This is a genomic window from Pseudomonas tremae (genome assembly GCF_023278125.1).
Classification (GTDB): Bacteria; Pseudomonadota; Gammaproteobacteria; order Pseudomonadales; family Pseudomonadaceae; genus Aquipseudomonas; species Aquipseudomonas tremae.
On record NZ_CP066272.1, the window covers coordinates 46,678 to 71,198 of the forward strand.

Sequence of the window (24,521 nt, forward strand, 5' to 3'; positions counted from 1 at the left end):
AGAGACAATGACGTTAACCATTGATCATGCAAAAAAGTTAGTGATTGAATTCTGTGCGACCTACCCGGTAGCGTCCACCATCAGCTACAAGATCAGAGAAACCCAGGAGGAGCTTTATGGACCGCAAGCCACCCGAGAAGCCGCTGGAACCATCCTCGGTTCATTTCATCCTAGAGGACGACGAGCCGTTTTTGCCACTGCCAACTTTAGTAAGGACGAAGAGTTTACAAGATCTCTTAGGCACGAAATCCTTGGACACTTTGGGATCAACACCTTCAACCCCGCCGAAAAAAGAGCAGTCCTAAACGCGCTGATTGATGCGCGTACCGAGCCCAGCACGGCAGCCCTCTGGACCAAGGTTGATCAGCTTTATCCGGGGATCAGCGATTTACGTAGAGCGGAGGAAGTGTTTGCCTTCGCCTGCGAAGAGATTGATCCGGATGCCCATGCCAACACTCTTGAAGGTGCTCGATCTTTTCGTGAAACCTGCATAGATCGCTCTCGCCCCATGCAGATCAGTGACCTTATCAATCTGACGAGCATGGTTGCTGAAGGGCTGCATGATCGAAGCCGGTCGCAACAGAACTTCCCAGCGTCGGACAATGCCCAGTTCAAGATTGAAACAGCCCCTCGCACATCCGAATACCCGGTTTGGCTGGCCGTGCCGCCTGATGATCGTGATAAGGCTCGACTGTCTGCCGGACGACTCAGTGACGGTCGTGCGGCCATTGCCTGGAACAAAGAGGAAAAGCTGTGGTTTGCCAGACCTGGATGTGACCTTGATCGCATCACCGACTGGTTGCCTGATCCAAGTCGCCGCGCTGGGGGAGGGGACGCCGAATCAGAGTTTCTGGATGTACTGACTCAAGCCGGCCTGGTCGTCAAAGGCATGCCGGTGATGAACGGTAGTCGGCAGCGTGTCGCGACGGTCGATGACAAGCACGGCAAGAAAAGCGGCGTCTATTGTGGCTTTCTGGATCGTCGCCCTGCAGGCTGGTTCATCAACTACCACCGTGCCGATTCGCCCAAGGATGTGACCAACTGGGCGGCGACTGGCGGTGAATCTGATCCGATCACCCGCCTGCACATTCGGGCCGGGGCCAAGCAAGCCCAGGAAGACGCCGCTCGTGATCGCGCTGTTACCTACGCCAAGCAGACGTTGGCTGCCAAGAGACTTTACGACCGGCTGCCCGCCGCAGACCCTGCGCACCCCTACCTGGTGCGGAAGGGAATACCCCCGACGCCCGACATTCGTCAAACACGAAACGGTGCCCTGGTGGTGCCGTTTTTTAATGCCTCGGGAACGTTCAAGACGCTGCAGTACATCCCACCCGAGGGTGAGAAGTTCCTCTTCAAGGATGCCCCCAAACAAGAGCATTTCCTGGTGGTGGGCGGCTCGCTCGATCCGGTCAACCCCATCCTGTATGCCGAGGGCTATGCCACTGCGCGCAGCCTGAACCTGGCCACCGGCCTGCCGGTGGTGATGACCATTGACGCCGGCAACATGGTGGCGGTGGCCAAGGTGCTGCATCAGCAGTATCCCGACAGTCGGCACCTGTTCATGGCGGATTTCGATCATGCCAAGGACGTGAACAAGGGGTTGATCATGGCCAATGAGGCGGCCATAGCGGTGGGGGGCCAGGTTCTGTATCCAACGTTCAACGACGCCGAAATTGCCCGTGGGTTCACGGACTTCAACGACCTTCACCAATCACGAGGACTGGACGCGGTGCGCGAACAGACCGCTCCCCTGATTCGACCGTATGAAGAGGTAACTACCATGCCGACAGATTCGAACACTCAGCCCCCGGACAATACTGCGCAAAAGGTAGCAACTCCCGCGCAAGAAACGCTGGAACTGGATGCAGCGCCTGCAGCTTCAATACAGGTCCCGGATCAATCCGCACCGCCGCAGACCCGTAGTGCTCAACCGGTTGCATCTGAAGCGTCATCTGTTGAAAGCCAGTCGCCCGAAACTGCCCAGGTCACTGAAGCACCTGTTGGCATTGATGACGCGCAGGTATCCACCCAGCCACCTTTGGCGTTGTCACCTGCTGAGCAACTGGCGTCGGTAGAGGCCGATCCTGACGCTTCCGCGATCGTTGACGAACAGCCCAAAGCGACAATGTCTGTGGCGACAGACCGCAACACGCCGTCTGACGCGCCTGAACTCACCCAGCCTACCTCGGCGGAGGTCGTGCCAGAGCAGTCTAACGAAACCGCTCAACCAGATGCGCGCTCTGCTCAACAACAGGCACCGGGAGAGGCCGACCCAGGCTCTTCTGCCAACGTGGATGATCAGAAGAGGGCGGCACCACCTGCGGCGACAGACCAAGAAATGTCCTCCGACGCGCCTGTACTCAACCGGCCACCTTTGGCGGCGGCCGAGCCAGAGCAGTCGAACGAGACCGCTCAACCAGCTGCGCCTCCTGCTAAACAACAGGCGTCAGTAGAGGCTGATCCTGACACTTCCCCCGTCGCTGAGGATCAACCGATAATCGCACCGGCAGGGCCTGCTCAAAACGAAGACAATGAAAGCCTTTCAGACGTGGAGGTTCCGGTGTCAGGGGCCCTGCCGCGTCGTTTCACCACAGCACGCAAGACCGGCCCGGCGGTCGTACCGGATGCTATCTTCGTAGGGGCTCCGATAGGTGCCGACGAGCCACAACTGCAAGCCAGCAACATCGACAAAGACGCTCTGTTGGCCCGCATCAGCCGTGAGGTTCAAGGTGACAATTCGGTGCTCTACAAGCTCGATGCCGAGCCTGCTTTCGTTGACCGTGGGTCGCGCCTGGAGATGGTCCAAGGCGCAGGTCAGGAAGATGAGAAGGTAATAGCTGCGTTGCTCACGGCAGCACAGTTCTACCGGGGGCGCATCGAACTGACCGGCAGTGACGAATTCAAGGCAAAAGCCATCGAGCTGATTGCTCAGCACCAGATCAATGTGGAGATGAAGAACCCTGCGCAGCAAATGTTGCTGGACGATGCCCGTAACGCGTTGAAGCAGCCACCTGTAACGCTTGATGCCATTCATGGTGATACCCCACCGCCGTATGGTGGTCCACAGCCGTCACAGGCGAAGCCCTCGGCACCGCAACCTCAACAAGCCGCGCCGGTACATTCGTCTGCGCCCGCTTCGGCAAGTACTGCTTATCAGCCGCTGGACGTTGAGGGTCTGCAGCGGCCACTGGTTCAACCTGCACCACCGGCACAGCCGGACGCACCGGTCATCAATCCGCCCTCGGCAGCTCCAGCATCGGATCAGCCTGCAACGTCAGCGAATCAGCAGGTGTCGCCCGCCATCCATCAGCCTTTCCAGGCGGCCAAGGATGGCGTGACAGGCAAGATCCTCAAATTTGGCCAGAAGCCGTTTCGTTTTGAGCCAGACAAGCCCGAGAGCACCTTCATCACACTGCGTACCGTGAACGGTGTTCAGACTTTTTGGGGCAAGGAGCTGGCGGGGCTGCTGCGCCAAACCCGTGTGCAGCCAGGCAAGATGGTGACGTTGCAGTGGCTGGGCAATCATCCGGTTACCGTCAAGGTGCCCCGCAAAAACGAGCAGGGCGTCACCGTGGGTTATGACGATAAAGACGTCCATCGCAACCAATGGGCACTTAAGGTAGAGGGTAACCCCGCAGTACGTTCTGGCCAGGATGAGGGCGTCAAACTCGGCGCTTATGACGCCGGGCGTTTCGCCGTGGTGCAACAAGCCTGGCTGGCGCAACTGGGCGTGGAGGCTCCCTTGCCCACTCCACCCACGGATGGCCTGTATTGGTTGACCCCAAACGGTGAAGGCAGCGCAAAAACGGGTGACGAGCTGTCAGCCCCTCGGCCGCCGATCGACCCCAACAACACAGCGGGACAACCCGTCATCAGCAGTTGGTCACAGGATGGCCATCTGGACATGTACCTGGTGCGCGGCGATGGTCCCTACCTGCAAGGTGTAGTGCGTCAGGGGGATCAGATGCAGCATGTATTGGTGAGTCTGCCAGGCCGTGACGAAGGGCCGTCGATGGTGTTTAACGCCATTACCCCCGAAGGCCTGCTGCCGATCGGCACGGGCAATGGCATCAACCGCTCTGGTGGCGAGCCGGTTTCGAGAGAGCACATTGCTTTCAAGCTCGAAGGCGACAGTGCTGTGCGCATTGGCAAGCTTGACGCGCCTGGCGAGATGCCCCCGACCTTGCACAACCTATTGGGCTTCGATCAGCGCTGGAAAGAGGAAAACACCCTCCCAAAGTCAGCTCCCACAGCGGCACCGTCAGTACAGCCGAGCGATCCACGTCCGGTGTAAAACGCAAACAGCAAAGGAACTCATCATGAAGAAAAGCATGTGCGGTGCACTGCTGATGGTTGTGTGCTGCCTGCCCGTTGTGGGAAACGCAGCAGTTTGCCGCTCAGGACAAGCGGCCAGTGTGGGCAGTCAGACTGCGTATGAGCGGGCCAAGAAGGCGTCGGACGTGTGGGCAGAGCGCGAGCGCACCGTCTCAGACGAACTCCAGGATTGCTTGTCGCGCATTCGCACCACCAGCATCAGCCTTCCCTCGTTTCCAAGCCTGGAAGACCTGATGAACCAGGTGGCCGATCAGGTATGCCAGGCGGCGGTGGACAAGATCAACAGCCACATCCCCAGCGGCTCGGACCCGTGGCAGTCCGTAGGAGGTTCATTGTGACTGACTCATCAGAGAAGTTGCTGCCCGTGGAAGAGTCTCTGGAAATACCTCACCTCCCCACGGCGGAAGATCAGCACACGTTTGAGCATGCCATGCAGTTGCAGCGTGACCGTGCGTTAGGTGCGGCATTCGCCCATCGCTGTCTGACCGCAGTGCTCTGGATGGCACCGGCACTGGTGCTATCGGTCAGCGTGAATGGCTACTTGGGCTGGCAGGTCGCCCATCCTCCGGTGAAGTACTTCGCGGCCGAGGGTGGTCGCGTGACCAAGATCATCCCTACGGACAAACCAGGGCATAGCAGGCGTGACGTGTCGGCCTTTGGGGCCGACACCATTCGCCAGAGCTTCACTCTGGACTTCGTGCATTACCGCGATCAGATGACCCAACTGGGCGAACGCTACTCGGAAGTGGGCTTCCAGGACTATTACAAAGCCTTGGTGGCCTCGAACCTGCTCAAAGCGGTCAAGGATCAGCGCATGAACCTCTGGGTAGACGTTGGCCCAGGTGTGATTCGCGGTAGCGGGACGATCGGGGACAAGTTTGCCTGGGAGTACCAGTACCCCGTGACTTTGAAGCTGGATGGTCAGCAATCGGGCAGTCCGCCTCAGCGCTTCATTTTTACTCTGCGCATTCAGCAGACGGACGTACGCGTGAAAAACGCAGGATTGGAAGTCACGCAAGTGATTACCACCAACGCTAACTGATACGCACTGGTGCATTTGGTGCGCGTTTAATCGGCTCCGCTAGACAGGAACCTCCTATGAAAACTTCAATTGCGCTGGCCCTATGGCTAGCGGCAAGCGGCTACGCCTGGGCGGATGAAACTGTCAGCCCAGAGGCCGCTCCGGCTAAATCTGCGGTTCCCCCCTCTGCCCCTGTGACGCCTGCTGCGGGGGCTGCACCTTCGGGCTGGGCTACGGGCGTGGGTGTAAACCCAGCAGCACAGAAAGCCGGATCGCCGGCACAAGGTAATGGCCATGTGAATGCAGCACCAGCTCAGCAACCGTCTGGAAATGATCCGCTCCCTCCGCCGCCATCCGAGCTTTTTCAAAAGGCTCAGGACAGCGTTTCTCCGCTGACTCCCCAAGAGATTCGGCAACTGCGCGGACAGGTTGGAGAGGTTGACAAGGCCATGGCCTCTCCGCAGGTCGCCATTGTGCCGAGAATCAGCGCACAAACGGTGAATCTGTCGCCGGGGGCCAGTTTGCCGCTGGTGCGCACGGCGGTGAACTACCCCACTTCCTTGACCTTTATCGACAGTACCGGCGCGCCGTGGAACCTGGGCGCCGCGCCCATCAGTGGCAACCCCGATATCACGCCGTATTACGTGCCCAATAGCCCGGTCATGGTCTTGTACGCCGCAAAGCCTTTTGCCAGCGGAAACGTCACGGTTTACCTGAAAGGTTTGGCCGTGCCGATCATGCTCTACGTCAGCAGCGGGGAGTCGGATACCAAGGCCCAGACGTGGGCAGTGGACGCTCGCCTGGACTTGCGTGTGCCCAGGCGTGGGCCAGGTGCTCAGCCAGGCGCCGCTCCCGAGGTCCGTATCGGCTTGCACGATCGGGTGCTGCAGGGGTTTCTCGATGGCGTTCCACCCAAGGAGGCCAAACAGCTCAAAACCACCGGCAACGTGCCAGACACCACGGTGTGGCAAATGGGTGACGACCTGTACATCCGCACGCGGGCTGATATCCGGGACGAGTTCGAATCCACGTTGTCGTCGGCAGACGGTACGCATCTCTGGAAATTACCCGTGACGCCCTATGTGTCGTTCTCGGTCATGGGCCACACAGCGGCCCTCAACGTCGCCTTGGAGTAAGCATCATGGCAAACGAAAACGATGCCAAACGCGACATGAAACTCACTGCAGCGCTGGTTGGAGGCGCATTGGTGGTCTTTCTTGGCGGTGCCTATTACCTCTGGGACTGGCTGGCCAGACCTGCGCCGGCGCAATCGAAGGTAGACCTGGGTCGAGTGGCACAAGCTTCGCGCAGCCACAGCACTGAAAGCCCTGCCTATCGCGATCTGCTCAAGCAATACAACGAGGAAGGGGCCAGCACGGCTAAAAACGAAAACAGCAGCTTCATTGCCAGTATGCCCATGGAGCAGACGAGCGTGATGCTGCCTGTGACGAAGGCCAAGCCTGCCCCTCAGGCAGAGCCTACCGCCCGGCGTAGCCGTACTCGTCAGGACGAGAACTCAAAAGACTCCGAAAAGAAGGAAGACCCGCGTCTGAAGGCATTACTAGAACGGATCAATCCTGAAAAAAAAGCCGAAGAGCGGCAGTCCGGACTGGTCTTCGCCCATGTTTTAGGGGGAACTAACGCTTTGAATGGCTCAGGCGATACGACCACGGGTTCTGCTGGAGGCTATGACAGCTGGAGTGAAACCCTGCCGGGAGGTGCCAAGCTGAAAACCGCTTCCATGAACAGCACCGCAGAACCCTATTCACCTGTCGAAGTGGTGCCGCCCTACTGGCGCGGGGCTGGCGTGATCGATATCGGTGTGGACTCGGACAACAGCACCACGCCGGTGCTGGGCAAGCTGTCCGGACCGTATGCCGGGGCTGTGCTCAAGGCACCCGAGGGTGCCAGGTTAGCCGGCGATGGAGTGGTGATCCACTTCACTGAAATGGCTTTCAAGGGCGTGAATTACAAAGTCGATGCCTACGCGCTTCAGGACGACACCCTGTTGGCCAACGTGGCCTCTGAAGTGAATCACCGCTACATGTCACGCATTGTGTTGCCCGCGGTCCTGGGCGGCATTGGCAATATCAGCGATATGTATTCGCAGGCCAATACTCAGGTCCTCAGCAATGGCTTTTCCACCCAGACCGCCCGACCGGGCATGCCGGATGGTACCGCCGTCGCCGGCACCATTCTGGGCGGTGCCGCCGGTCAGGCGGCCAAAGTGCTGACTGAAGACGCCGCCCGCACCCCGGCTACCCAAGTCAATGTGTTCAAGGGGCAGGTGGTCGCTATTCAGTTCATGCGAGGCGTATACGCAGGTGATGCCGTTGCCCCAGGGCGAAGCGGTGAAACGGTGCAACCTGCGGCTCCCGCTCAGGCCGTCATGTCGGCACAACCCCAGTCCCCAGCCCAACCGCTGACGCCTGATCAATGGCGTGCGCAGACCCAGACGCGAATCCAGGCGCAGCGCAAGCTGCAGGAGAGTCAACAATGAGCGAGTTCAGTCCAGCAGAGCCCAAGGCATCGACTATTGAAATGCCGGCTCCCACCCAGGCTCCCAGTCGTAGCGTGTGGCAACGCCCGATCGTCATGGGGCTTTCACTGCCCTGGCTGATCGGCATTGCCCTGTTATTGGCACTGGCTGGCTGGTACTTGTTTGGCCCCGAGAAAACCGCGTCAGTCAATCGTCTGGCCTTTGAAAATGACTTCGAACAGCAACCTTTGCCCGCTGAACAGTCGAGTACCCCCCCTGTTGCAGCCGCTGCCGAGTCTGATTTGGGCCAATTCAAGAACGAGGTCGCGGCCATGATCGGCGGGGTGCGTACCTACGCAGAGGTTAATCGCACCGCGATCCAGCGCTTGTCCGAAACGATCAAGACTCAGGGTGTTGCACAACAGGCGCTGCAACAGCAATTGGCCGAGGCACAAGCGCAAAACAGCGTCTTGTCAGCACGTCTGTCCTTCCTTGAAGGACGACCTGGCGCGACGGCCACTGCACAGCAGGCCAGCAAACCTGTCGCTAAAACACGTTCGCCGTTGAATGGCATGCGCGTGCAAGCCATTCAGAACGGCATGGCCTGGGTGTACTGGCAGGACAAGACCTGGGCCGTCAGTCCCGGCGAGAAACTGGGCCAGGTGACCGTCACCGGCATCAATCCCCAGGCCCGTGAAGTGCTGACCAGCGCGGGCACAATCAAATGAGGTAAATCATGGACGGCAGTACTGACGCGATTCAAATGTTGGTCAATCTGTCCCACAACCTGCTGAGTTCCTTAGTCAACCTGGCTTTTACCCTGGGCGGGCTGCTGGGTGTGACTGGGGCGGTGACCTATCTTGCGACTCACGCTAGCGCGGCTCGCAAAGCGCCTGGCCAGGCCGAAGGCGGCGGCAAGGTCATCGCCGTTTTGCTGCTCTGCGGTGGATTGGTCGGCCTCGATCAAATGATCGGTGCCGCAGCGCGTCAGCTTGGTTGGCAAGGCGCAACCTTCGACGCCATCAGCTACGTGGACGTGGGCACCTTTGGTGTGGCAGCCGACGCGGCCAACGCCGTGTTGAGCTTGGTGCGGATGCTGGGCGTCTGGTTTGCCTTGCAAGGCATGCTCTCCTGGAAACGCTCGTTCAAGGACGGGCACACCGGCCTGTCGGCCAGTCAGGACGTTTCAAGCGGCACCCTCAAGTTTATTCTGGGCGTTTTTTGCGTCTGCAGTCCGTATCTGCTGAGCGCCCTGCAAAAGACCCTCGGCCTGCTGTAAGCAGATCGGGATTCCAAAGCGCCTCGGCGCACCTTCGATTGTTACACCCTGCTTATTAATCCATAGGAGTTGGCTATGTCCAAAGACGTAATGCTGTGCGCTGCTGTTCGCCTGTCGATTTTCAAAGATGGTCTGCGTCAACACATATTGAAAGGCCTGGCGGCAGCGATAGCTGCCAACCCAGTGCTGGCTTTTGCCGGTGCCGGCGGTGCCGACATTGCCGGGATGGGTAATTCGGCGGCAGTGGGCGCCAAGTCGTTGCAAAAGAATGCGCTGACCATTGCTCAGTTTGTGGGGGTAGTGTTTGTGATCACTGGGTTGGTTGCTGCCAAGAACAAAAAGGACAACCCTCAGATCAAAACTGGCCATATCGTGGGGTCCATCCTGTTTGGCGTGTGCCTGGCAGTGATCCCGGAAATCATCAAGCGCTCGCAAGCTCAAGTTGGCCTGGCACCCGTGGATGTGGGCTAAGCCAACCCTCCTGCGGTGACTTCGGTCATCGCAGGGCCTCCCCTCCGAAACCCAATTCTGAAGCTTGCAGAAGGCGAAGCTATGGATGTTGATCTATCGCATATCCCCCTGATGCTCGATGTCAGCGGTGATCCTGAAACGCCGGTACCGACGGCTATGCCTGGCGAGCAGTGCGCTTGCTGTGGACTGTGGACTCAAAAGCTGTGGCAGGGGGCCCGATCAGGGTTTACCGCCTCACACGCTGTTTGCACCCTGTGCTACTTGGCCGGGCACCTGGACAGCCCAACGGCGGCTCATGGACTGCTGGCCTATCTGCCGGGTATGGCCATGACGGATGTGCATCACCTGCAGCGCCGTGCGCTGATTGCCATTCTCGGTGGTACCCGCACACAGCGTGCCCAAGGAAAAAGGGTTCTGCTCTGGCTGGCTCGACATGGCCGTGAGGTGGAACAAGCCTGGGGCACGACACGTGCCGGCGAATTCGCCATGGCCTTTCAGCGTCTTCCTCCTCACAAGCGCTCGACCCTTCGAAACCGCCTGGAAGGCTGTGTCCTGATCCTGCCGGCGGACATGTTCGAGGATCTGTCGCTATTACTGCCCACCGGCAAAACGGTCGCGGGGGCACTTTCCTCCCGCAGCTGGGACACCTATAAACGGAGTGACTTTTATGCCGAGCTTGATCCGTTGGGTTGAAGACCTGATCACAGAAACCTCCCGGTTTGCCGTATCACGCGATCTGCCCGACTATTGCGACTTGAACACGGTACTGCGTCTGACGGACGACGATCGCACTCGCCACCCAGCCCTCAATGCCCCGTATGTACTGGTCAACGACGATGGCGATTACTGCTCGGTGTATGCCGTTGCCGGCAGTTTTTGTGACACCGACGAAGCGGCACCCCTGGAGGCCCCTTATTCCTGGGCCGGCCGCTTGGAGCGCATGATGCATGCGCTGACAGCCCACTATCGCCGACATGGACACAAAATCAGCCTGGTGTTCGATGATGACCCTGATCGAGGCCGCGAGGACGTCGAACGCCTGCTGGCCCCTCAGTACGCTTCTGTCAAACGGACCGGCATCGACTTGACGCCGATCCTGGACGAAAACGTTGAAAAGCTGGCCCCCTGGGTTTCGCGCGAGCGCTGCTACCTGGTGTGTTACACCGGGCGCAAGACGCTCTCTGCGCATGAACTGATCGACGAAAATCGCCGTATCAAGCAATTGATCGGGCAAAGCCCGGATGCACGGTATGGACAAAATCCGGTCCTGGCTGAAATGGCCGGCCTGAAAATTCGCCACGACGCCTTCATGAGCGCTGTGGAAGCTGCCTTTAAAGATGACGGCCAGGGTGTGCTGCTGGAACTGCTCGATGCCCATGCAGTGGGCCAGGCGCTGCGCGCTCAAGTGGACCGGCTCGGTACCAGTGAGCATTGGTACCCGCTGCTCCCTGATGATCCGATCACCCCGCATGGTGTACGTAACGGCGACGATCACACACCGTTTCTGGCCCCGCAGCTGAAATTTCAGCTGATGAACCAGGACATGGAAACCAACGGCAACAAGCTCTGCGTCAATGGGATGTGGCATGGCACCTTGTCTGTAGTCCTGGGGCCGCAGACGCCGCAGACCTTTGCCAAGCTCAAAGCGCTGGTCCCTCGCGGCGTGCCTTGGCGCGTACGCATGGACCTGATGCCTGGAGGCATGAAGTCGCTGGGCATGAAAAAAGGCACGTTGGACTTCATGGCGTTTGTACCGCCGCTTCGGCCCATATGGAATTCCATCGATACGCTGACAAAGGTTGAGCAACAAGAGCCGGTATGCGTCATGACGATCATGGCCTCCACCTGGGGTGACAGCAAGGCCGCAGTGACGCGCCATCTGACGCTGCTGACCCAGGCCTTTCAGGCCTGGGGGGTGTGCGAGGTGACGCAAACCTTCGGCAACCCGGTACGCGCATGGGCCTCGACGCTGGTGGCTTCCAGCAAAGGCAGTGGCCCGAACCTGTTGTATCCGCCGCTTTCAGAGGCGCTGAACCTGCTGCCGCTGACCCGCCCGGCCTCGGCTTGGGAGGAGGACGGCAACGCCTTGTTCGCTACGCTCGATGGCAAGCTCTATCCGGTCGGTCTGGCCACCCCCAAGCAGAACAAGCTCACCAGTGTGGTCACCGGCTCTTCCGGCCAGGGCAAGTCGGTGCTGCTGAACAAGCTGGGCAATGTCACGGTGTCCAGCGCCCAGCAGCGATTACCGTTCATGGCGGGGGTGGACAAAGGTTTCTCGATGCAAGGTCAAGTCGCCTTGCTGCGCGACAGTCTGCCGCCGGATCGTAAGGACGAGGTCGTGGGCATTGTGCTGCAGAACAGCCCCAAGCATTGCCGGAACCTGTTCGATATCCAGCTGGGCGCGCGGTTTCCGATCGCCCCCGAGCGTAACTGGATCATCAGCATGCTCACGGCCATGTGCATTGATCCCTCTACCGGCAATCCGCCTAACGAACGCGATACCCGGCAGATACTGGACCGCGTCATCAGCATGGCCTATACCGCCAATGCCGAAAAAAGCCCCAGACGCTGGGGGCGCGGGGTCGTCCCCGAAGTGGACACTGCCTTGGAAAAAAGCGGGTTGATCGAGCGTTATCCGGCCCAGTGGTGGGATAGCAGTACCTGGTATGAGGTGCGCGATCTGTTGTTTGAAGCAGGCTTTGTTAAGGAAGCGCAGCTGGCCCAGTTCGAAGCGGTGCCGGAACTGGCCGACATGACCACCTTCCTGAACCATGAAGACGTACAGAGCGCCTATGGTCGGGTGCAACGCGATGGCAGTCAGGAGCTGTTGCTGGAGTACTTGCACCGATGCATGACTGACGCCTGTAGAGAATTCAAGATGCTGGCCGGGCGTACGCAGTTCTTGATCAGTCCACGCACGCGAGTGATCGCGATCGATCTGAACAATGTCATGGGTGATAACACCACCAATGCTGGCCACCTGAAAACCGGAATCATGTTCCTGTTTGCGGGCCAGGTGGCGGGGGGCGATTTTGTGTTGCCGCAATACCGGGATGAGCTGTTGGAGGCGGTGCCCACGCTTTACCACCCCATGCATCTCGACCGCTTGGAGCAGCTGGATCAGGAGGTCAAAACCAAGGTCTACGACGAGCTGCACAATGCGAAACAGGTGCCCTTCATCTTTCCCATGCTGGAAACCCAGGACCGTGAGCAACGCAAATTCGGCATACGCACGGTGTTGTCCTCGCAGTACGTGAGCGACTTTCCCGACGCCATTCTGAATTCGGCCAACTCGCTGTACATGATGGAGGTGGACCCCAAGGACGAGAAGCTTCTGACCGACACCATCAAAGTGCCCAAGGTCACTCTGCAGCGCTTTCAGCGTTTGGGCTCAGGTCCAGCAGCGGATGGCAGCGGCGTACCGTTTTTGGGAGTGTTCCGAATCAAGGGTGGCGGCACCCTGGCGCGCATTCTGAAAAACGCCATGGGGCCCCTGGAGCTATGGGCGTTGGGTTCTTCACCGACTGACAGTGCCCTGCGCAGGTTGCTATATGACGCCGTCGGCGGTGCCACGGCTCGCGCCATCCTGGCCGAAGCCTTTCCCCAGGGCACGGCAGAAAAACTCATCGCGCTGCGCCAGAAGCAAGCGGGTGAAGCGGATTCCAATAACGTGATTCGCACGCTGGCCAACGAGTTGATCAAACGGCGCGGCTACAACATTTGAGGCAATGATCATGAAAAGACTTTATGCGTTAACAGCGATAGCCGTGGGGGTACTGCAAACACAACAGGTCCTAGCGTACGTCCAGCCGGTGGCCGTCACGGCCAGCGTGCCCATTACGGCGCAGGTAATGCCGGCCATGGCCGGCCTTCAAGCTACCCTGGCGGAAATCCTGACCACTGAGACACAAATCGGCACGGCCATCGTGCAGGCCAGTGACAAGCAGGTCGCGGTTATTTCTGAGGCCGCACGTGCCCAGCGCGAGGCCGATATTTTTGGCCGTCAGACCGAGCGCCAGGAGCGTGCCCGAGAACAGTACTCGGTCGCTGACAGCATCTGCAGCGAGTCGGCCTCTGGGGTCGCGGCCACGGTGGGGAAGGTGAGCCGTGCGCAAACGGCGGTGCTGGCCAGCGGGGCAGGCGTCGGCAGTGCTGTGGTGCAGAAGACCATCGCTTCCGAGCCCGTGGCCTCGCGTCAGGGTGGCTATCGCAGTGCCGCCATGCACGCGCAGTACTGCACACAAAGCGAATCGGCCCAGTACGGCGGTACTGATCTGTGCCCGCAGGTCTCCAGCTTGCCTGGGGGCGACATCGAAATGCGCTCGTTGATCGACGGGGCGGGAGCCGTGGGCAAGGCCCCCGACCTGACGTTCAATCAGGATCAAGTCGATGCGGGCATGGCGTACATGAAGAACTCGGCACGCCATGACGGGGGGCGGGCACCGGGCAAGGGCGATATCCAGTCGGCCACGGGACGTGAGTATCAGGGGCTGATGACCCAGTACAAGGCGATTCAGAGCGCCGCGACTCAACCGCAGCTGGACATTATCGCCGCCAGTCAGGCCAATCCGGCCACACAGGAGGCATTGCAAGAGGCGCTACAGAATCCGTCAGCGGCGGAGTACTTCGCTTCAACGGGCAGCCAGCAAGCACAACGCACCGGGGTGATGAGCGAGCGCGAGTTCGAGGCTTTCGAGGTGGGCAGGCGCTATGCCAATACCGCCTATGAAACCGACCTTCAGGCCCTGAGCGGAGACAACCTGATGCGTGAATTGGTGCGCGTGCAGAGCCTGGGCAACTGGCTGCAGTTGGGACTCAAAAACGACCAACGCCAGGCCAACATCATTGCCGGCCAGCAACTGGCCCTGGCGGCAGACGCCAAATACGTTCCGCAGCTTCAGGAACTGGGAGCAAAAATGAGTTCGGGAGTCACCGCCCATGAAAACTGAACGTGACACAACAAAGCACGAGGACGAACAATCGCCGCGGGACGATAAGCATTCGGACACACCTTTACGGCGCGCCTGCCATGTGGGGCTGTCGATCCTCAACCCGTTCTCTGACCTGGCGGTGATCTATCGCCGGGGCACAAAACCGACGGCGCAAAAGCTGAAGCTACTGAAGACGTTGCTGACCCCGGCGTCAGCAACGACTGAGGCAGATGCAGTCGGTATCAGCTGGGTACAAGCAGTCGAGCGTTCCAGCAGATCTGTTGAGCAACTGGTGAGGTCCTACCAGCGCATTCGGGCTGCATGGTGGTGCTTGATGGCGAGTGGTGGGGCCTTGAGCCTGTTCCTGCTGATCATGCTGCTGTTGGCAAACCTCAGCTTGCCTTCGGGCACATTCCTGCGGGCTGCGGTGACATTGCTTTTATTGATGGCTCTGGCCAGTTGGGGGTTTGCGCAAACGCTAATCGCCACTTACCGGCTATGGCAGTTGCGGGAACGGCGCGTCAGCGTAGCGGAACGAGGCGCCTTTGAAGATTTCCTCATCGAAAACCGATGGTGCCGGCAGGTACTGACGCTCGGTCACTTCGGCTAACAAAAGACTCATTCAAGCGGGACAGTTACCATGAACCTCCTAAAACGCTTTTGGTGGGTCGGTTTACTGCTGGTCTTTTCTGTGCCGGCAATGGCCGACAGTGTGGATTATCAGACCATCGCAGCGGCTGCCCAAAAGCCCAATGACCTCTCGCGCCAGGCGCTGGTGATGATTTTTGGGCAAGTAGCAGTCGATCCATTTGCACCCTCACAGCCAACACTGATTGGCTCACTGTTCGCCATTATCAATGGCTTTCTGGCTGTGCTGGCCATGTTCTGGTTTCTGACCATCACCATGAAAACCATCGTGAAGGCCGGGCATCAGGGACAGTTTTTCGCAGGCGGTCGATCTGCGCTGTACCCGATCATGACGTTCGGCGGCTTCATCATGATTTTGCCCACGCAATCGGGTTGGTCACTGGCCCAGCTGGTCATGCTCTGGGCTACCTCTACGATGGGTATTGGCAGTGCCAATCTGTTGACCGATAAAGCTGTGGACATGATGGACAGCGGCTACTCGATGGTGACGCAACCTACGGCCCCGGTGACCCGAGGCGCGGCACGCGGCATCTTCGAAATGAACCTGTGCAAGTACGCGATCAACCGTGAGCTGCAAGCGCTTTACGGGGACGGCGAAGCCAATACCCCGTTGATTACCACCAAGGGGGGCAACGGCCAATACGACACCGGCAACGGCAGCGCGGTATGTGGTTCTGCCAAAACACCCAATACGGGCCGCACCGGGACCTGGAACCTGCTGTTTGACAGTGACGTGGACACGAGTGGGGTGATCACGGCGCAGCACCAAGCGCTAGACACCATGCAGAGCACCCTGGATCAAGCGGCACAGGCGTTCGTAGACACCTACCTGAGCAAGCGTGACCAGGACGTGGGGAGTTTTCAGGACGCCGAAACGCAGATCCAGAACGCAGCCGCCGCCTATGAAAACACTGTGAACCAGGCGATCAACAAGATCGACTTCAAGGACACGCTACAGAGCCAGCTTTCAAGCCAGATCAAAAGCAGTGGTTGGGTGGCTCTGGGCAGTTGGTATCACACCTTTGCCACAGCCAATAACAAAACCAACGACGTGGCCAGCTCGACTCCGATTGTCATGGGGATGAGCAACCTGGGCGAGCACGGTACCGGCGATTTGTATAACCAGGTGTTTGCGGCCTACAAATCGCAGGTGCAAAACAGTACCTACACAGCGCCGCTAGGTACGCAGACGGCTAAGGATGATGGGGCGGCAGCGACGGCGAAGGACCCGAATTCGGTGTTTGTAAACGTTTTCAAATCGCCCATGCAGGGGATTACCAATTTTTTTGCCACTCAGCGTGTCGGTACCGAGGCAGACTTTTCCAACCAAGTGAACCCGCTTATCAAGATGCAAACAATTGGTGACTACACTTTAGGGGTTACAGAAACACTTATGGCGGCCTATGCCGGGACTTGGGCCGCTGCCTCATCGGCCAGCAACTCGCCGTTGGGCTGGGGGGCCAAAATATTTGCGGTAGATTTAGGGGCGGTGGTGAAAGACGTGCTGGGCGCGCTTGCACCAATGTTCTATTTCGTCATGTTCGCCCTGCTGGCCATCGGTTTTTCGCTGGCCGTATTTCTGCCTGCTGTGCCCTTCCTGTTCTGGATGATGGGGGTATTCAACTGGGTCGTCAGTGTGCTGGTGGGATGTGCGGCTGGGCCGATGTGGGCTGCGACGCACTTGGGGGCCGAGGAAGACAAGGGCAGCCGTAGTGCCTACGGTTATATCTTCCTGATCGACATGATGCTCCGGCCGTCGTTGATGGTACTTGGGTTCTTTTTTGCTTCGGTGGCCGTAGTCGCTGGGGGGACGATCCTGAATCTGTTATTCGCCTCGGCGCTGGCCAATGCCAACTCAGACTCGATTGTGGGGCTGTTCAAGATGATCGGATGGCTGATGATCTATGCCCGCATTGCGACCTTTGGTGTGACTCGACTCTTCGGCCTGCAGGCGTCCCTGGCGGACTACGTGATCTCGTTTCTAGGAGGCCGAGAAGGGGCCAACCTGATGGGCGGCATGGTCGATAACATGAAAGGCATGTTTGGTGCTGCTGGCTCTGGGGCACAACGTACCCCTGGCGTTAAAATTCAGCCTAGGAAGCCTGGCGCAGGGGGCAATGGGGATGGAATCCAGTAGCAACGGCGATCATCGATCACGGCTATCGGACAAATGGTGCCGTGGGTCTCGTTGTTACCCGCTATTGTCTAAGTAGTGCCCAGCCAACGAGGTGTGTCATTCAATGATGCCCAACGCGATTCATCACAACCCTGACCCGCGCTATTTGTGCGGGCTTATCGATCAGGCTGGGCTTAGCCGCCGAGGCGCAGCCCAGCTGATCGGTATGTCATGGTCGGGGTTTCGAAACTACCTGCGTGATGAGTCGCATTATTTGTATCGGGAAGCGGATTACCGCGTTCAATTTGCCCTTGAGTGCCTGGCGGACGCTAAAGTACTCAGGAAAAAGGAAACAGGAGAAAAATCATGAAAGTTCAGCGCCTGAAAACAGCGAAAGAAGGGTGGTTCGTGGTCTTCAAAGGGCTTTATTTATTAGCGTTTCCATTTTTGCTCATATTCGCAATTTTGTTTTTGATCGCGGCTTCGGGCTCAACTGGTGAAGACGCTTACGGATTTTCTGTATTTGCTGCACTGTTTGCGGCCCCTGTCTTGGTCTCTTTGACCGTTTTCATCCATGGAATTTTAAGTCGCCGTCGTCTACTGAAGCGAATTACGACGGCTATCAAATCTAACCAGTTTTTTGAACCAGACGCTGCCAATGAGATTTATCACGAAGGTGATGGCAAGTACCTGGGCATCGATACCCAAAACGGCACCATCCTGTATGTGCACAGGATTCGCAAAGGTCAGGTCGATGTGGTGGCCCTGACTATGGACGACTGGACCAACCGCGAGGTCGAAGGCAACCGCATGTTTCGCCTCTATACCAAGTTTCCAGACCTGCCGCGTATCGAGATCGCCACCCCATGGGCGCAACGCTGGTACGACACGCTCGGGGCTATGGAGCACAAGCAGAAGCAGTACAGCACCCCACAACCGTTCAACCGCTATGTGCATGACCACCTCGAAGCGCTTGAACGTGATCTGAACGTGCAGATCCCACGCCTGGCGTGAAGCCATAACCCCTCCGCAGCTGTTCCCAACGCGCTTTACCTTTCTCTCACACCGCCCACTCCGGGCGGTGCGACTATTTGTGGGGCATCGCAATGCAAAATCGACAATCCCAAGGTGCATGGGAGGGCGAGCAAGCGCAGATGTTATTGGCGCTTTGTGCAGCCGTCCTGTTGTGCTGGATGTTCTTCGATATCTTCGTGTACTGGACCACCTGGACGCTTTATTGGTTATGGAAAATGGTGGATTTTCCCTTCATCCATGTCTGGGCCGGTGGCAAGATCAACCTGCTGGCCGACGTGGCCAACCACGCCAAGGCCGTGACGCTGGATGAGTGGCTTGAGGTGATGAACGCTACCAGTGGGATTCTGCTGCTGTTCCTGTTACCGCTGGTGATTGTGAGCAGTTGGGGGCTGGCGCAGCATCCGGTACTGCCGTTTCGCAGCAAACGCCTGGTGAACATTCACACGCTTCCTGGCCTGGTGAGTCGTTTCGCACCCTCGGTCATCCCGGTTTTGGCTGCGTCTGGTCCCGATGGCCTGATGAACGATACCTCTCCCAGCAATGCGTGGGCGCTAAAGCCCGAGGAGTTTGCTGAACGTTACAACCTGGTGCAGCGCAAAGTGCTGGATCGGGAGGCCGCTCGTGCGGTGTTCGAGGAGCAGGTCGGAGATGTTCATGATGGCCTTCTGGACTTGACACCCTATGAACGGGCCTTGCTGGCCGTATTCGGTCTGCAGGTATTCCTCAATGACCGCAAGGCAGCGACCCGGTTGCTCGATGACCTGAACCGTTCCTGCATGGTCAAGGGGTTGTTGCGGCGCAAGACCTTCTCGTTGACGCCGCTTTACGGCTTGGCCGACGCGGGGTTTGATCGCGTTGCAAAAGCACCGGGCGTCAGTGAGTGGCTACAAAGCCATAGATCGATGCGCACCGCGCTGGTGGCCTTGTATGGCCGCGATCTGCGCTTAGCGCCGGCGCGCTTTCGCTGGCTCAAGGGGGTTAACCGTACTTTGTGGTATGCCCTGCACAGTGCCGACACGGCCAAGGTGTTTGTGGAAGGCGCTGGTGTTCAGGCTCAGGCGCGGGCAGAAGTCCATGCCAGTAAGCTGGGGCTGCCACGTCCTGGGTTGATGGTGACCCAGGCCATCGATGGCTTGCAGGCCGAGTTGGAAAGCATCGGTCTGGTATTTGCGCGACATGTCATCACGCCTAAACGCCGGGAGGCCTCTGACCTTCCTGTCATGACGGCGGTGTATGCCGCGCAGCCACCTGTGGTTGATGAGACTAGTGAGTAGGAGGCTGGTATGACACGGCCATGCGGCTAGCCAAACGCTCCAGGCGCTTGTCTAACGTCCAAAGCGCTGTGCCGCTCAATAACGCGGAGGCCAGGAGCGTCATATCCACCAGCCCACAGCCCAGGCCATAGAGCTTGTGGGTGTTCAGAAAGGCGATGACTTCACTCACCGTGGGTTGTTGTGCACCTCGTAGGTCGCCAAGGTCGGTCAAGGTGTTCGAACGATCAGGCGGCGTACCACACGCCAGTTCTCCAATCACCATGGGGTGTATGAGTACCCGGTCCTGGCTGAGCAAGTTCACCAGTTCTGGACTGTTGTTGCGAAAGTGCTCAACCCAAACGGAGGTGTCTACCAGGACGCCTATCACTGTGCCTTCTCGTGTCGGCGGGCAATGTCTTCCATCGCTGGCAGTGTGGCCCCTAAAGCCATCAATCGTTTAGCCGCTTGAATGCGCACAAACGTCTGAACGGCTTCACGGAACAGGTCGGCCTTATCCATCGCCGGATCGGCGACTTCCAGAGCACGTTGGTACAACGCATCGTCGATGGTAACGGTCGTTCTCATGATGACTCCTTGCTTCAATTCTGATGTAACTCTACATCAAATGTGATTCAAAAAAGCACTATTAATTCTTTACTTTAGAAAGAGGAAGCCCCATGGCCTCGGCATCTTTGCGCGCCCCGTTTTCGGTGGACATCCAAGGCGATCAGCTGGTTGTCTATCAGGCAGATCAGGAAGCAGGCATCGTGACACGCACGATTTGCACCCTGGACCTTCGCCATCAGCACTCGTTTTATCTGAGCAATGACGGTGTGGTCTGCCGCGATGTTCAGGGTTTTGAATTCTCACTTGAAACCCATGACAGTGACGAAACCCATGAGCTACTGACCGCGCTGTCGCGGGCTTTGCTGCGCCATGGACGACGCAAGACCCTGCGGCGTCTGATGGGCGTGTTCGTGCTGTTGGTTGTGCTTTGCCTCGGTGCCTCATGGCTTGGCCGAGCGCTTGAATTGCCTGTTGTAATGCCGGCGGCGCAGGTCATCACGCCCTCAGTCCCGAGCGCCCCCAAGCCGGACCTGGCCAAGCGCAGCGCGCCGGCGCCGATCGCTTCTGAGCCACGCCAGTCCGCTGCAGACGTGGCACCTGACGATGGCTGGACATTGCCCAGGGAGGTTCGGGCCACACTCCCTCAAAAGCTGCACAACGCTGCGGAGCGCAAGCTGTTCACCGTTGACTATTCCAGCGGTCACGCGCGCACGCTGTATGTCTTTTCGGACCCTGGCTGTCCGAACTGCCAGCGTCTGGAATCGTCCCTCAACACGCTCTCCGACGCCTTCAACGTGGTGGTGTTTCCTGTGCCGGTGATCGGCAAGGAGAAGTCGATAGCCGCCATCACGCCAGTGCTGTGCCTGCCGCCTGAGCAACGCAAAGCCGCGTGGGATCGCCTGTTTGATGCAGCCCCTGAGGGTGTGAGCCTTGGGAAACCCCAGTTAAAGCCGGCGTCGGAAGGGGTGGAGTTGAAAGCGGCGCAACCAGCAGGCACGTGCGATGTTGCAGAAAAGGCCTTGGGGATCAACCAGACGGCCTATCAGGCGTATCGCATACCGGGCACGCCTTGGGTGATCAGCGACGATGGGCGCTATGTGCCGCAGGCGTTGTTGCGTGATCCGATCAGGCTCAAAGCCTTCCTAGATGAGCGACCTGCCCGCCAGGTTCAGGAGGTGTCGGATGCGCCCCAATGACTACGCCGTCGAGCGCACGCGCCTAAATCGGCGGGTTTACCACTCGGCACTGGCTGAGTGGTTGATGGGCCCCGGTAGTCTGACGCTGGGTTTGGCCGGATCTGTGGTGGGAGGCGTCCTGTACCCGGTCAGCCTGTGGCTCAGTCTGCCAGCCTTGCTGGTCTGGTCACCTGTCATGCTGCTCGAACCCTGGCAGATGCCCATGCGCATGCCTTCAGACATGGGCCGTCCCGACCCTTCGACGCAGCGCCAGGTGACGGGCAAGCTGCTGGGTTTCTTGCCGGTCACGGCCATGCGCACGGTGATGCTCAAGGCAGCGGGCATCCTGTACATGGGGTACCTGCGCGGTCGGGACGCCGGGCGTGAACTGTGGCTGTCGCTGGATGACATGACCCGCCATATTCTGATGTTCGGTACAACCGGTGCCGGCAAAACCGAAGCACTGCTGGGGTACGTGTTGGGCCAGCTGGGCTATGGAAAGGGCCTGATCTATTCGGACGGCAAGGCCCAAAATGATGTGGCCGCCGCGATCGTGTCCCTGGCCCGGCGCTTTGGCCGTGAAGACGACGTTCGGATGATGAACTTCATCACCGGGGGCCGCTCCAGGGCGCAGGAACTGCTTGAGGACAACAAAAGCAGAGGGCAGACCAATACCGTCAACGCGTTTGGTATTGCTCAGGAAACCTACATCATCAACCTGATGGATTCGATGTTGCCCCCTGCGGGCAACGATGCGGGCTGGCAAGAGAAAGCCCGTGCCATGATTCAGGCTTTGGTGTTCTCCCTGGTGTACAAGTGCCGACGTGAAGGCACGGTCATGTCCCAGCGCACTATCCAGGCGCATTTGCCGTTGCGGGCCATTGCCAAGCTCTACATCCAGTCGGTGGAACAGCAATGGCATGAAGACGCCCAGTTACCCCTGAAAAACTACCTGGGCACATTGTCCGGTTTTGACCTGGCCAAGGTGGATTCGCCGGAGGAATGGGCGACCACCGCGTTGGATCAGCATGGTTTTCTGATCCAGCAGTTCACCCGCATGCTGGCCTTGTTCAATGACACCTACGGCCATGTGTTTGCCCGTGACGCCGGCGACATAGACCTCAAGGACGTGGTGCATAACGATCGCATCCTGGTGGTCCTGATTCCTGCGCTGGAAATCTCCTCGACCGAGGCCGCGACTCTTGGGCGTCTGTACGTGTCGCAATTGGCCATGATCCTGAGCCAGGATCTGGGGGAGAAACTGGAGGGCAAACCCGAAGACATCCTGGTGATCCGCAAGTACAAGGACCGCTTTCCGTTCTTGTGGATCTGCGACGAGGTCGGGGCCTACTACACCGAAAAGCTCGGTGAGCTGGCCACGCAGGTACGCTCCCTGGGGTTTTGCCTGCTCCTGGCCAGCCAAGAGGCGCAGCGCCTCAAGTCGGCGGCCGGCGACAAGGTGTGGACGCTGATCGGGAACATGGGAGTCCGAATCACCGGCAAGATCATGGACCCCAAGGACACTCTCGAAATACTGCAGTTGATGGCCGGTACCGAGTACCTGCCAGTGATGAGCGGTATGGTGCGTCAGGCCGGAGTCATGGGGGCCAGCTGGGAGGAAGCAGACACACTGAGCCTGAAAGATGAGAAGAAAGTCAGCGTCGAGGAAGTGCAGCAGCTCAAGGAGGGGGAAAACATCACGCTGTTCAACGGACAAGTGATTCGCGGCAGCTCCTTGTACATTCACGATGCTGACAAGCTGTCCAAGGAAGCGATCCGGATCAACCGCTTCATCGAGGTGGCCCCGCCAGCGCTGGACACCTTGTTGGCCGGTGCACCTGCCCGCATTCGGCGCAGCTATCCGCGCGCGGACCGCGTGCAGCAGATCCTGTACCACCTGGCGATGAAGCCTGGTCGTTCGGACCTTGAAAACCTGGTGCTGACAGATCCGACGTTGGTCGTCTTGAACGAGCTGGGAGAAGAGTGGCGGCTGATCTGGCGTCGCCGTCCTGGAGCGGCAGTGCGCAGCACCTTGTTATGGCACACAGCGCTGGAGCATGTGCCCAAGCGCGGAAGCGGCTACGTGGCGCAATCGTCCACGGCGCTGGACCTGACCGTCGGCAGCAAGCGGTTGCAGGCCTACCAGGCGCAGCACATCGATCCGGCCAGAGCGCCGAAAGTGAAGGGCAAGGCGCCTGCACCTAGAGCCGCAACGCCTGTTCCACCACGCCACGACCAGTCACCGCCCTATTTCGACGACGGATCGTATTCGCCGGCGCCGTTCGACTGGGATTAATAGACCGCAACCCTGTGCCGCGCCGATACCGATGCGCCGGCGCAGGGTTGTGTCGCATGCGTAAAAAGGAGCTGTAAATGAGTAACCGCAAAACGCAGAAACTGCACGCGCAGCACGTGCTTGAAACCATAGCCCTCGGCATTGCACGGCCTGTAGCGCTGCCCCGGGAGACAATTGAAGTGGCGCTTCGCGAAGCCATCATTGATGGGCGGCTTGAACCGGGTGAACCCCTTACGCATCAAGCCATTGCCAATGCCTTCCAGGTCAGCCGTATGCCGGTGCGCGAAGCGCTGCGTTCGTTGGAGACGCAGGGCTATATCGCCGCGCAGTACCACAAAAGCTACCTAGTCACGAACGGCAATGAGCCTCCCCAGTACGGTCATCTGCCGGGCTTGCTGAGGTGCGTTGCAGAACGCCATACAAAGCTGGGCGATTTCGAATCAAAAGTGGCCTTTGAAAACGAAATCCTGCGTGTCCTGGGTCAACTGCGCCCTACCACGTGCTGATGACTGACCTAGCTTGTTGAAAGCAACGGATTTTGTAACGCGAAAAGCGAGGCTCCCATGCTACTATCCGGCACAGTTTTATTTGCAGGAAAGCGACGATGTAGATTCACGAATTGCAGAAACCAAAAAGCCCCGCTTGCCGGCGGGGCTTTTTGGAAAATCTTGAACAGGCCCTTAGAGATGGGAACACCTGTTCAACACACATAACGTGAGCTGATTATGGCGTTCACTGCGGCTTTGTGCAAGCCGTCAAAAGTGAAGCCTTCAGTTCACCGCTGAACGGTGGACTTATGGAAAAGATTTTTCAGCTGCTGTGCGACCTCGATGACAGCACCCTGCCCCCCCAGTTGACCCCTTGCGTCACACCCTTTCACCGCGTTGGCCAACCAGTTGGCCAAGGCGGTGAAGC

General features: G+C 58.7%; 21 protein-coding genes. 19 read left to right on the plus strand and 2 right to left on the minus strand.

The window, feature by feature from the left end; all coding sequences use genetic code 11:
* Positions 1-7: 7 nt before the first annotated feature.
* The 16 genes from I9H09_RS26755 to I9H09_RS26830 all read left to right on the plus strand — a co-directional run bounded on the left by I9H09_RS26755 (position 8) and on the right by I9H09_RS26830 (position 19,589).
* Positions 8-4,294 carry an LPD7 domain-containing protein gene (locus I9H09_RS26755; RefSeq protein WP_236502588.1) on the plus strand — a complete coding sequence of 1,429 codons (4,287 nt, stop codon included), beginning with the start codon at positions 8-10 and terminating at the stop codon, positions 4,292-4,294.
* A 25-nt stretch (positions 4,295-4,319) separates the two neighbouring features.
* Positions 4,320-4,673 carry a conjugal transfer protein gene (locus I9H09_RS26760; protein WP_005622158.1) on the plus strand — a complete coding sequence of 118 codons (354 nt, stop codon included), beginning with the start codon at positions 4,320-4,322 and terminating at the stop codon, positions 4,671-4,673.
* Positions 4,670-5,377: a DotI/IcmL family type IV secretion protein gene (locus tag I9H09_RS26765; RefSeq protein ID WP_011107031.1), complete on the plus strand. Its 708-nt coding sequence runs from the start codon at positions 4,670-4,672 to the stop codon at positions 5,375-5,377. Before I9H09_RS26760 ends, I9H09_RS26765 begins: the two co-directional genes overlap by 4 nt.
* A gap of 56 nt (positions 5,378-5,433) precedes the next feature.
* On the plus strand, positions 5,434-6,492 hold the full coding sequence (locus tag I9H09_RS26770; protein WP_080546526.1) for a DotH/IcmK family type IV secretion protein: 1,059 nt from the start codon (positions 5,434-5,436) through the stop codon (positions 6,490-6,492).
* A 5-nt stretch (positions 6,493-6,497) separates the two neighbouring features.
* A complete protein-coding gene (gene traO / locus I9H09_RS26775) occupies positions 6,498-7,856 on the plus strand; it encodes a conjugal transfer protein TraO (protein WP_236502587.1) in 1,359 nt (452 codons plus the stop codon).
* Complete coding sequence (gene traP / locus I9H09_RS26780) at positions 7,853-8,563, plus strand: conjugal transfer protein TraP (protein ID WP_236502586.1); 711 nt, start codon at positions 7,853-7,855, stop codon at positions 8,561-8,563. Before traO ends, traP begins: the two co-directional genes overlap by 4 nt.
* A gap of 8 nt (positions 8,564-8,571) precedes the next feature.
* A complete protein-coding gene (gene traQ, locus I9H09_RS26785; RefSeq protein WP_005769767.1) occupies positions 8,572-9,114 on the plus strand; it encodes a conjugal transfer protein TraQ in 543 nt (180 codons plus the stop codon).
* A 75-nt stretch (positions 9,115-9,189) separates the two neighbouring features.
* The gene (locus I9H09_RS26790) at positions 9,190-9,585 is read left to right on the plus strand and encodes a DUF6750 family protein (protein WP_005769766.1); all 396 of its coding nucleotides are present in this window, start codon (positions 9,190-9,192) and stop codon (positions 9,583-9,585) included.
* An 81-nt stretch (positions 9,586-9,666) separates the two neighbouring features.
* Complete coding sequence (locus I9H09_RS26795; protein WP_103379627.1) at positions 9,667-10,278, plus strand: conjugal transfer protein TraT; 612 nt, start codon at positions 9,667-9,669, stop codon at positions 10,276-10,278.
* The gene (locus I9H09_RS26800; RefSeq protein WP_248972616.1) at positions 10,253-13,309 is read left to right on the plus strand and encodes an ATP-binding protein; all 3,057 of its coding nucleotides are present in this window, start codon (positions 10,253-10,255) and stop codon (positions 13,307-13,309) included. Before I9H09_RS26795 ends, I9H09_RS26800 begins: the two co-directional genes overlap by 26 nt.
* 10 nt (positions 13,310-13,319) lie before the next feature.
* On the plus strand, positions 13,320-14,534 hold the full coding sequence (gene traW / locus I9H09_RS26805; RefSeq protein ID WP_236502564.1) for a conjugal transfer protein TraW: 1,215 nt from the start codon (positions 13,320-13,322) through the stop codon (positions 14,532-14,534).
* Positions 14,524-15,126, plus strand: coding sequence for a conjugal transfer protein TraX (traX, locus tag I9H09_RS26810; RefSeq protein ID WP_236502563.1), 603 nt, complete (start codon positions 14,524-14,526; stop codon positions 15,124-15,126). Before traW ends, traX begins: the two co-directional genes overlap by 11 nt.
* 30 nt (positions 15,127-15,156) lie before the next feature.
* A complete protein-coding gene (locus I9H09_RS26815) occupies positions 15,157-17,301 on the plus strand; it encodes a DotA/TraY family protein (protein WP_236502562.1) in 2,145 nt (714 codons plus the stop codon).
* 103 nt (positions 17,302-17,404) lie between these two features.
* Positions 17,405-17,650: a hypothetical protein gene (locus tag I9H09_RS26820; RefSeq protein WP_003344389.1), complete on the plus strand. Its 246-nt coding sequence runs from the start codon at positions 17,405-17,407 to the stop codon at positions 17,648-17,650.
* Positions 17,647-18,294, plus strand: coding sequence for a plasmid IncI1-type surface exclusion protein ExcA (excA, locus tag I9H09_RS26825; protein WP_024670621.1), 648 nt, complete (start codon positions 17,647-17,649; stop codon positions 18,292-18,294). The genes I9H09_RS26820 and excA overlap by 4 nt, the downstream gene beginning before the upstream one ends.
* 92 nt (positions 18,295-18,386) lie before the next feature.
* Positions 18,387-19,589, plus strand: coding sequence for a secretion/conjugation apparatus DotM-related subunit (locus tag I9H09_RS26830; RefSeq protein WP_024670622.1), 1,203 nt, complete (start codon positions 18,387-18,389; stop codon positions 19,587-19,589).
* Here the strand turns inward: I9H09_RS26830 and I9H09_RS26835 are convergent.
* Positions 19,579-19,956 (minus strand): type II toxin-antitoxin system VapC family toxin, encoded by a 378-nt coding sequence (locus I9H09_RS26835; protein ID WP_031598127.1) that lies wholly within the window; start codon positions 19,954-19,956, stop codon positions 19,579-19,581. The genes I9H09_RS26830 and I9H09_RS26835 overlap by 11 nt on opposite strands.
* Positions 19,953-20,153, minus strand: a complete 201-nt coding sequence (locus tag I9H09_RS26840) for a type II toxin-antitoxin system VapB family antitoxin (RefSeq protein ID WP_031598125.1) — start codon at positions 20,151-20,153, stop codon at positions 19,953-19,955. The genes I9H09_RS26835 and I9H09_RS26840 overlap by 4 nt, the downstream gene beginning before the upstream one ends.
* Positions 20,154-20,245: 92 nt before the next feature.
* On the opposite strand from I9H09_RS26840, the gene I9H09_RS26845 reads away from it, so the two are divergent.
* The 3 genes from I9H09_RS26845 (at position 20,246) to I9H09_RS26855 (ending at position 24,112) form a co-directional block, all read left to right on the plus strand.
* Positions 20,246-21,331 (plus strand): thioredoxin fold domain-containing protein, encoded by a 1,086-nt coding sequence (locus I9H09_RS26845; protein WP_236502561.1) that lies wholly within the window; start codon positions 20,246-20,248, stop codon positions 21,329-21,331.
* Positions 21,318-23,606, plus strand: a complete 2,289-nt coding sequence (trbC, locus tag I9H09_RS26850) for an F-type conjugative transfer protein TrbC (protein ID WP_236502560.1) — start codon at positions 21,318-21,320, stop codon at positions 23,604-23,606. Before I9H09_RS26845 ends, trbC begins: the two co-directional genes overlap by 14 nt.
* Before the next feature lie 77 nt (positions 23,607-23,683).
* On the plus strand, positions 23,684-24,112 hold the full coding sequence (locus tag I9H09_RS26855) for a GntR family transcriptional regulator (RefSeq protein WP_011107000.1): 429 nt from the start codon (positions 23,684-23,686) through the stop codon (positions 24,110-24,112).
* The last annotated feature ends 409 nt before the right edge of the window (positions 24,113-24,521 follow it).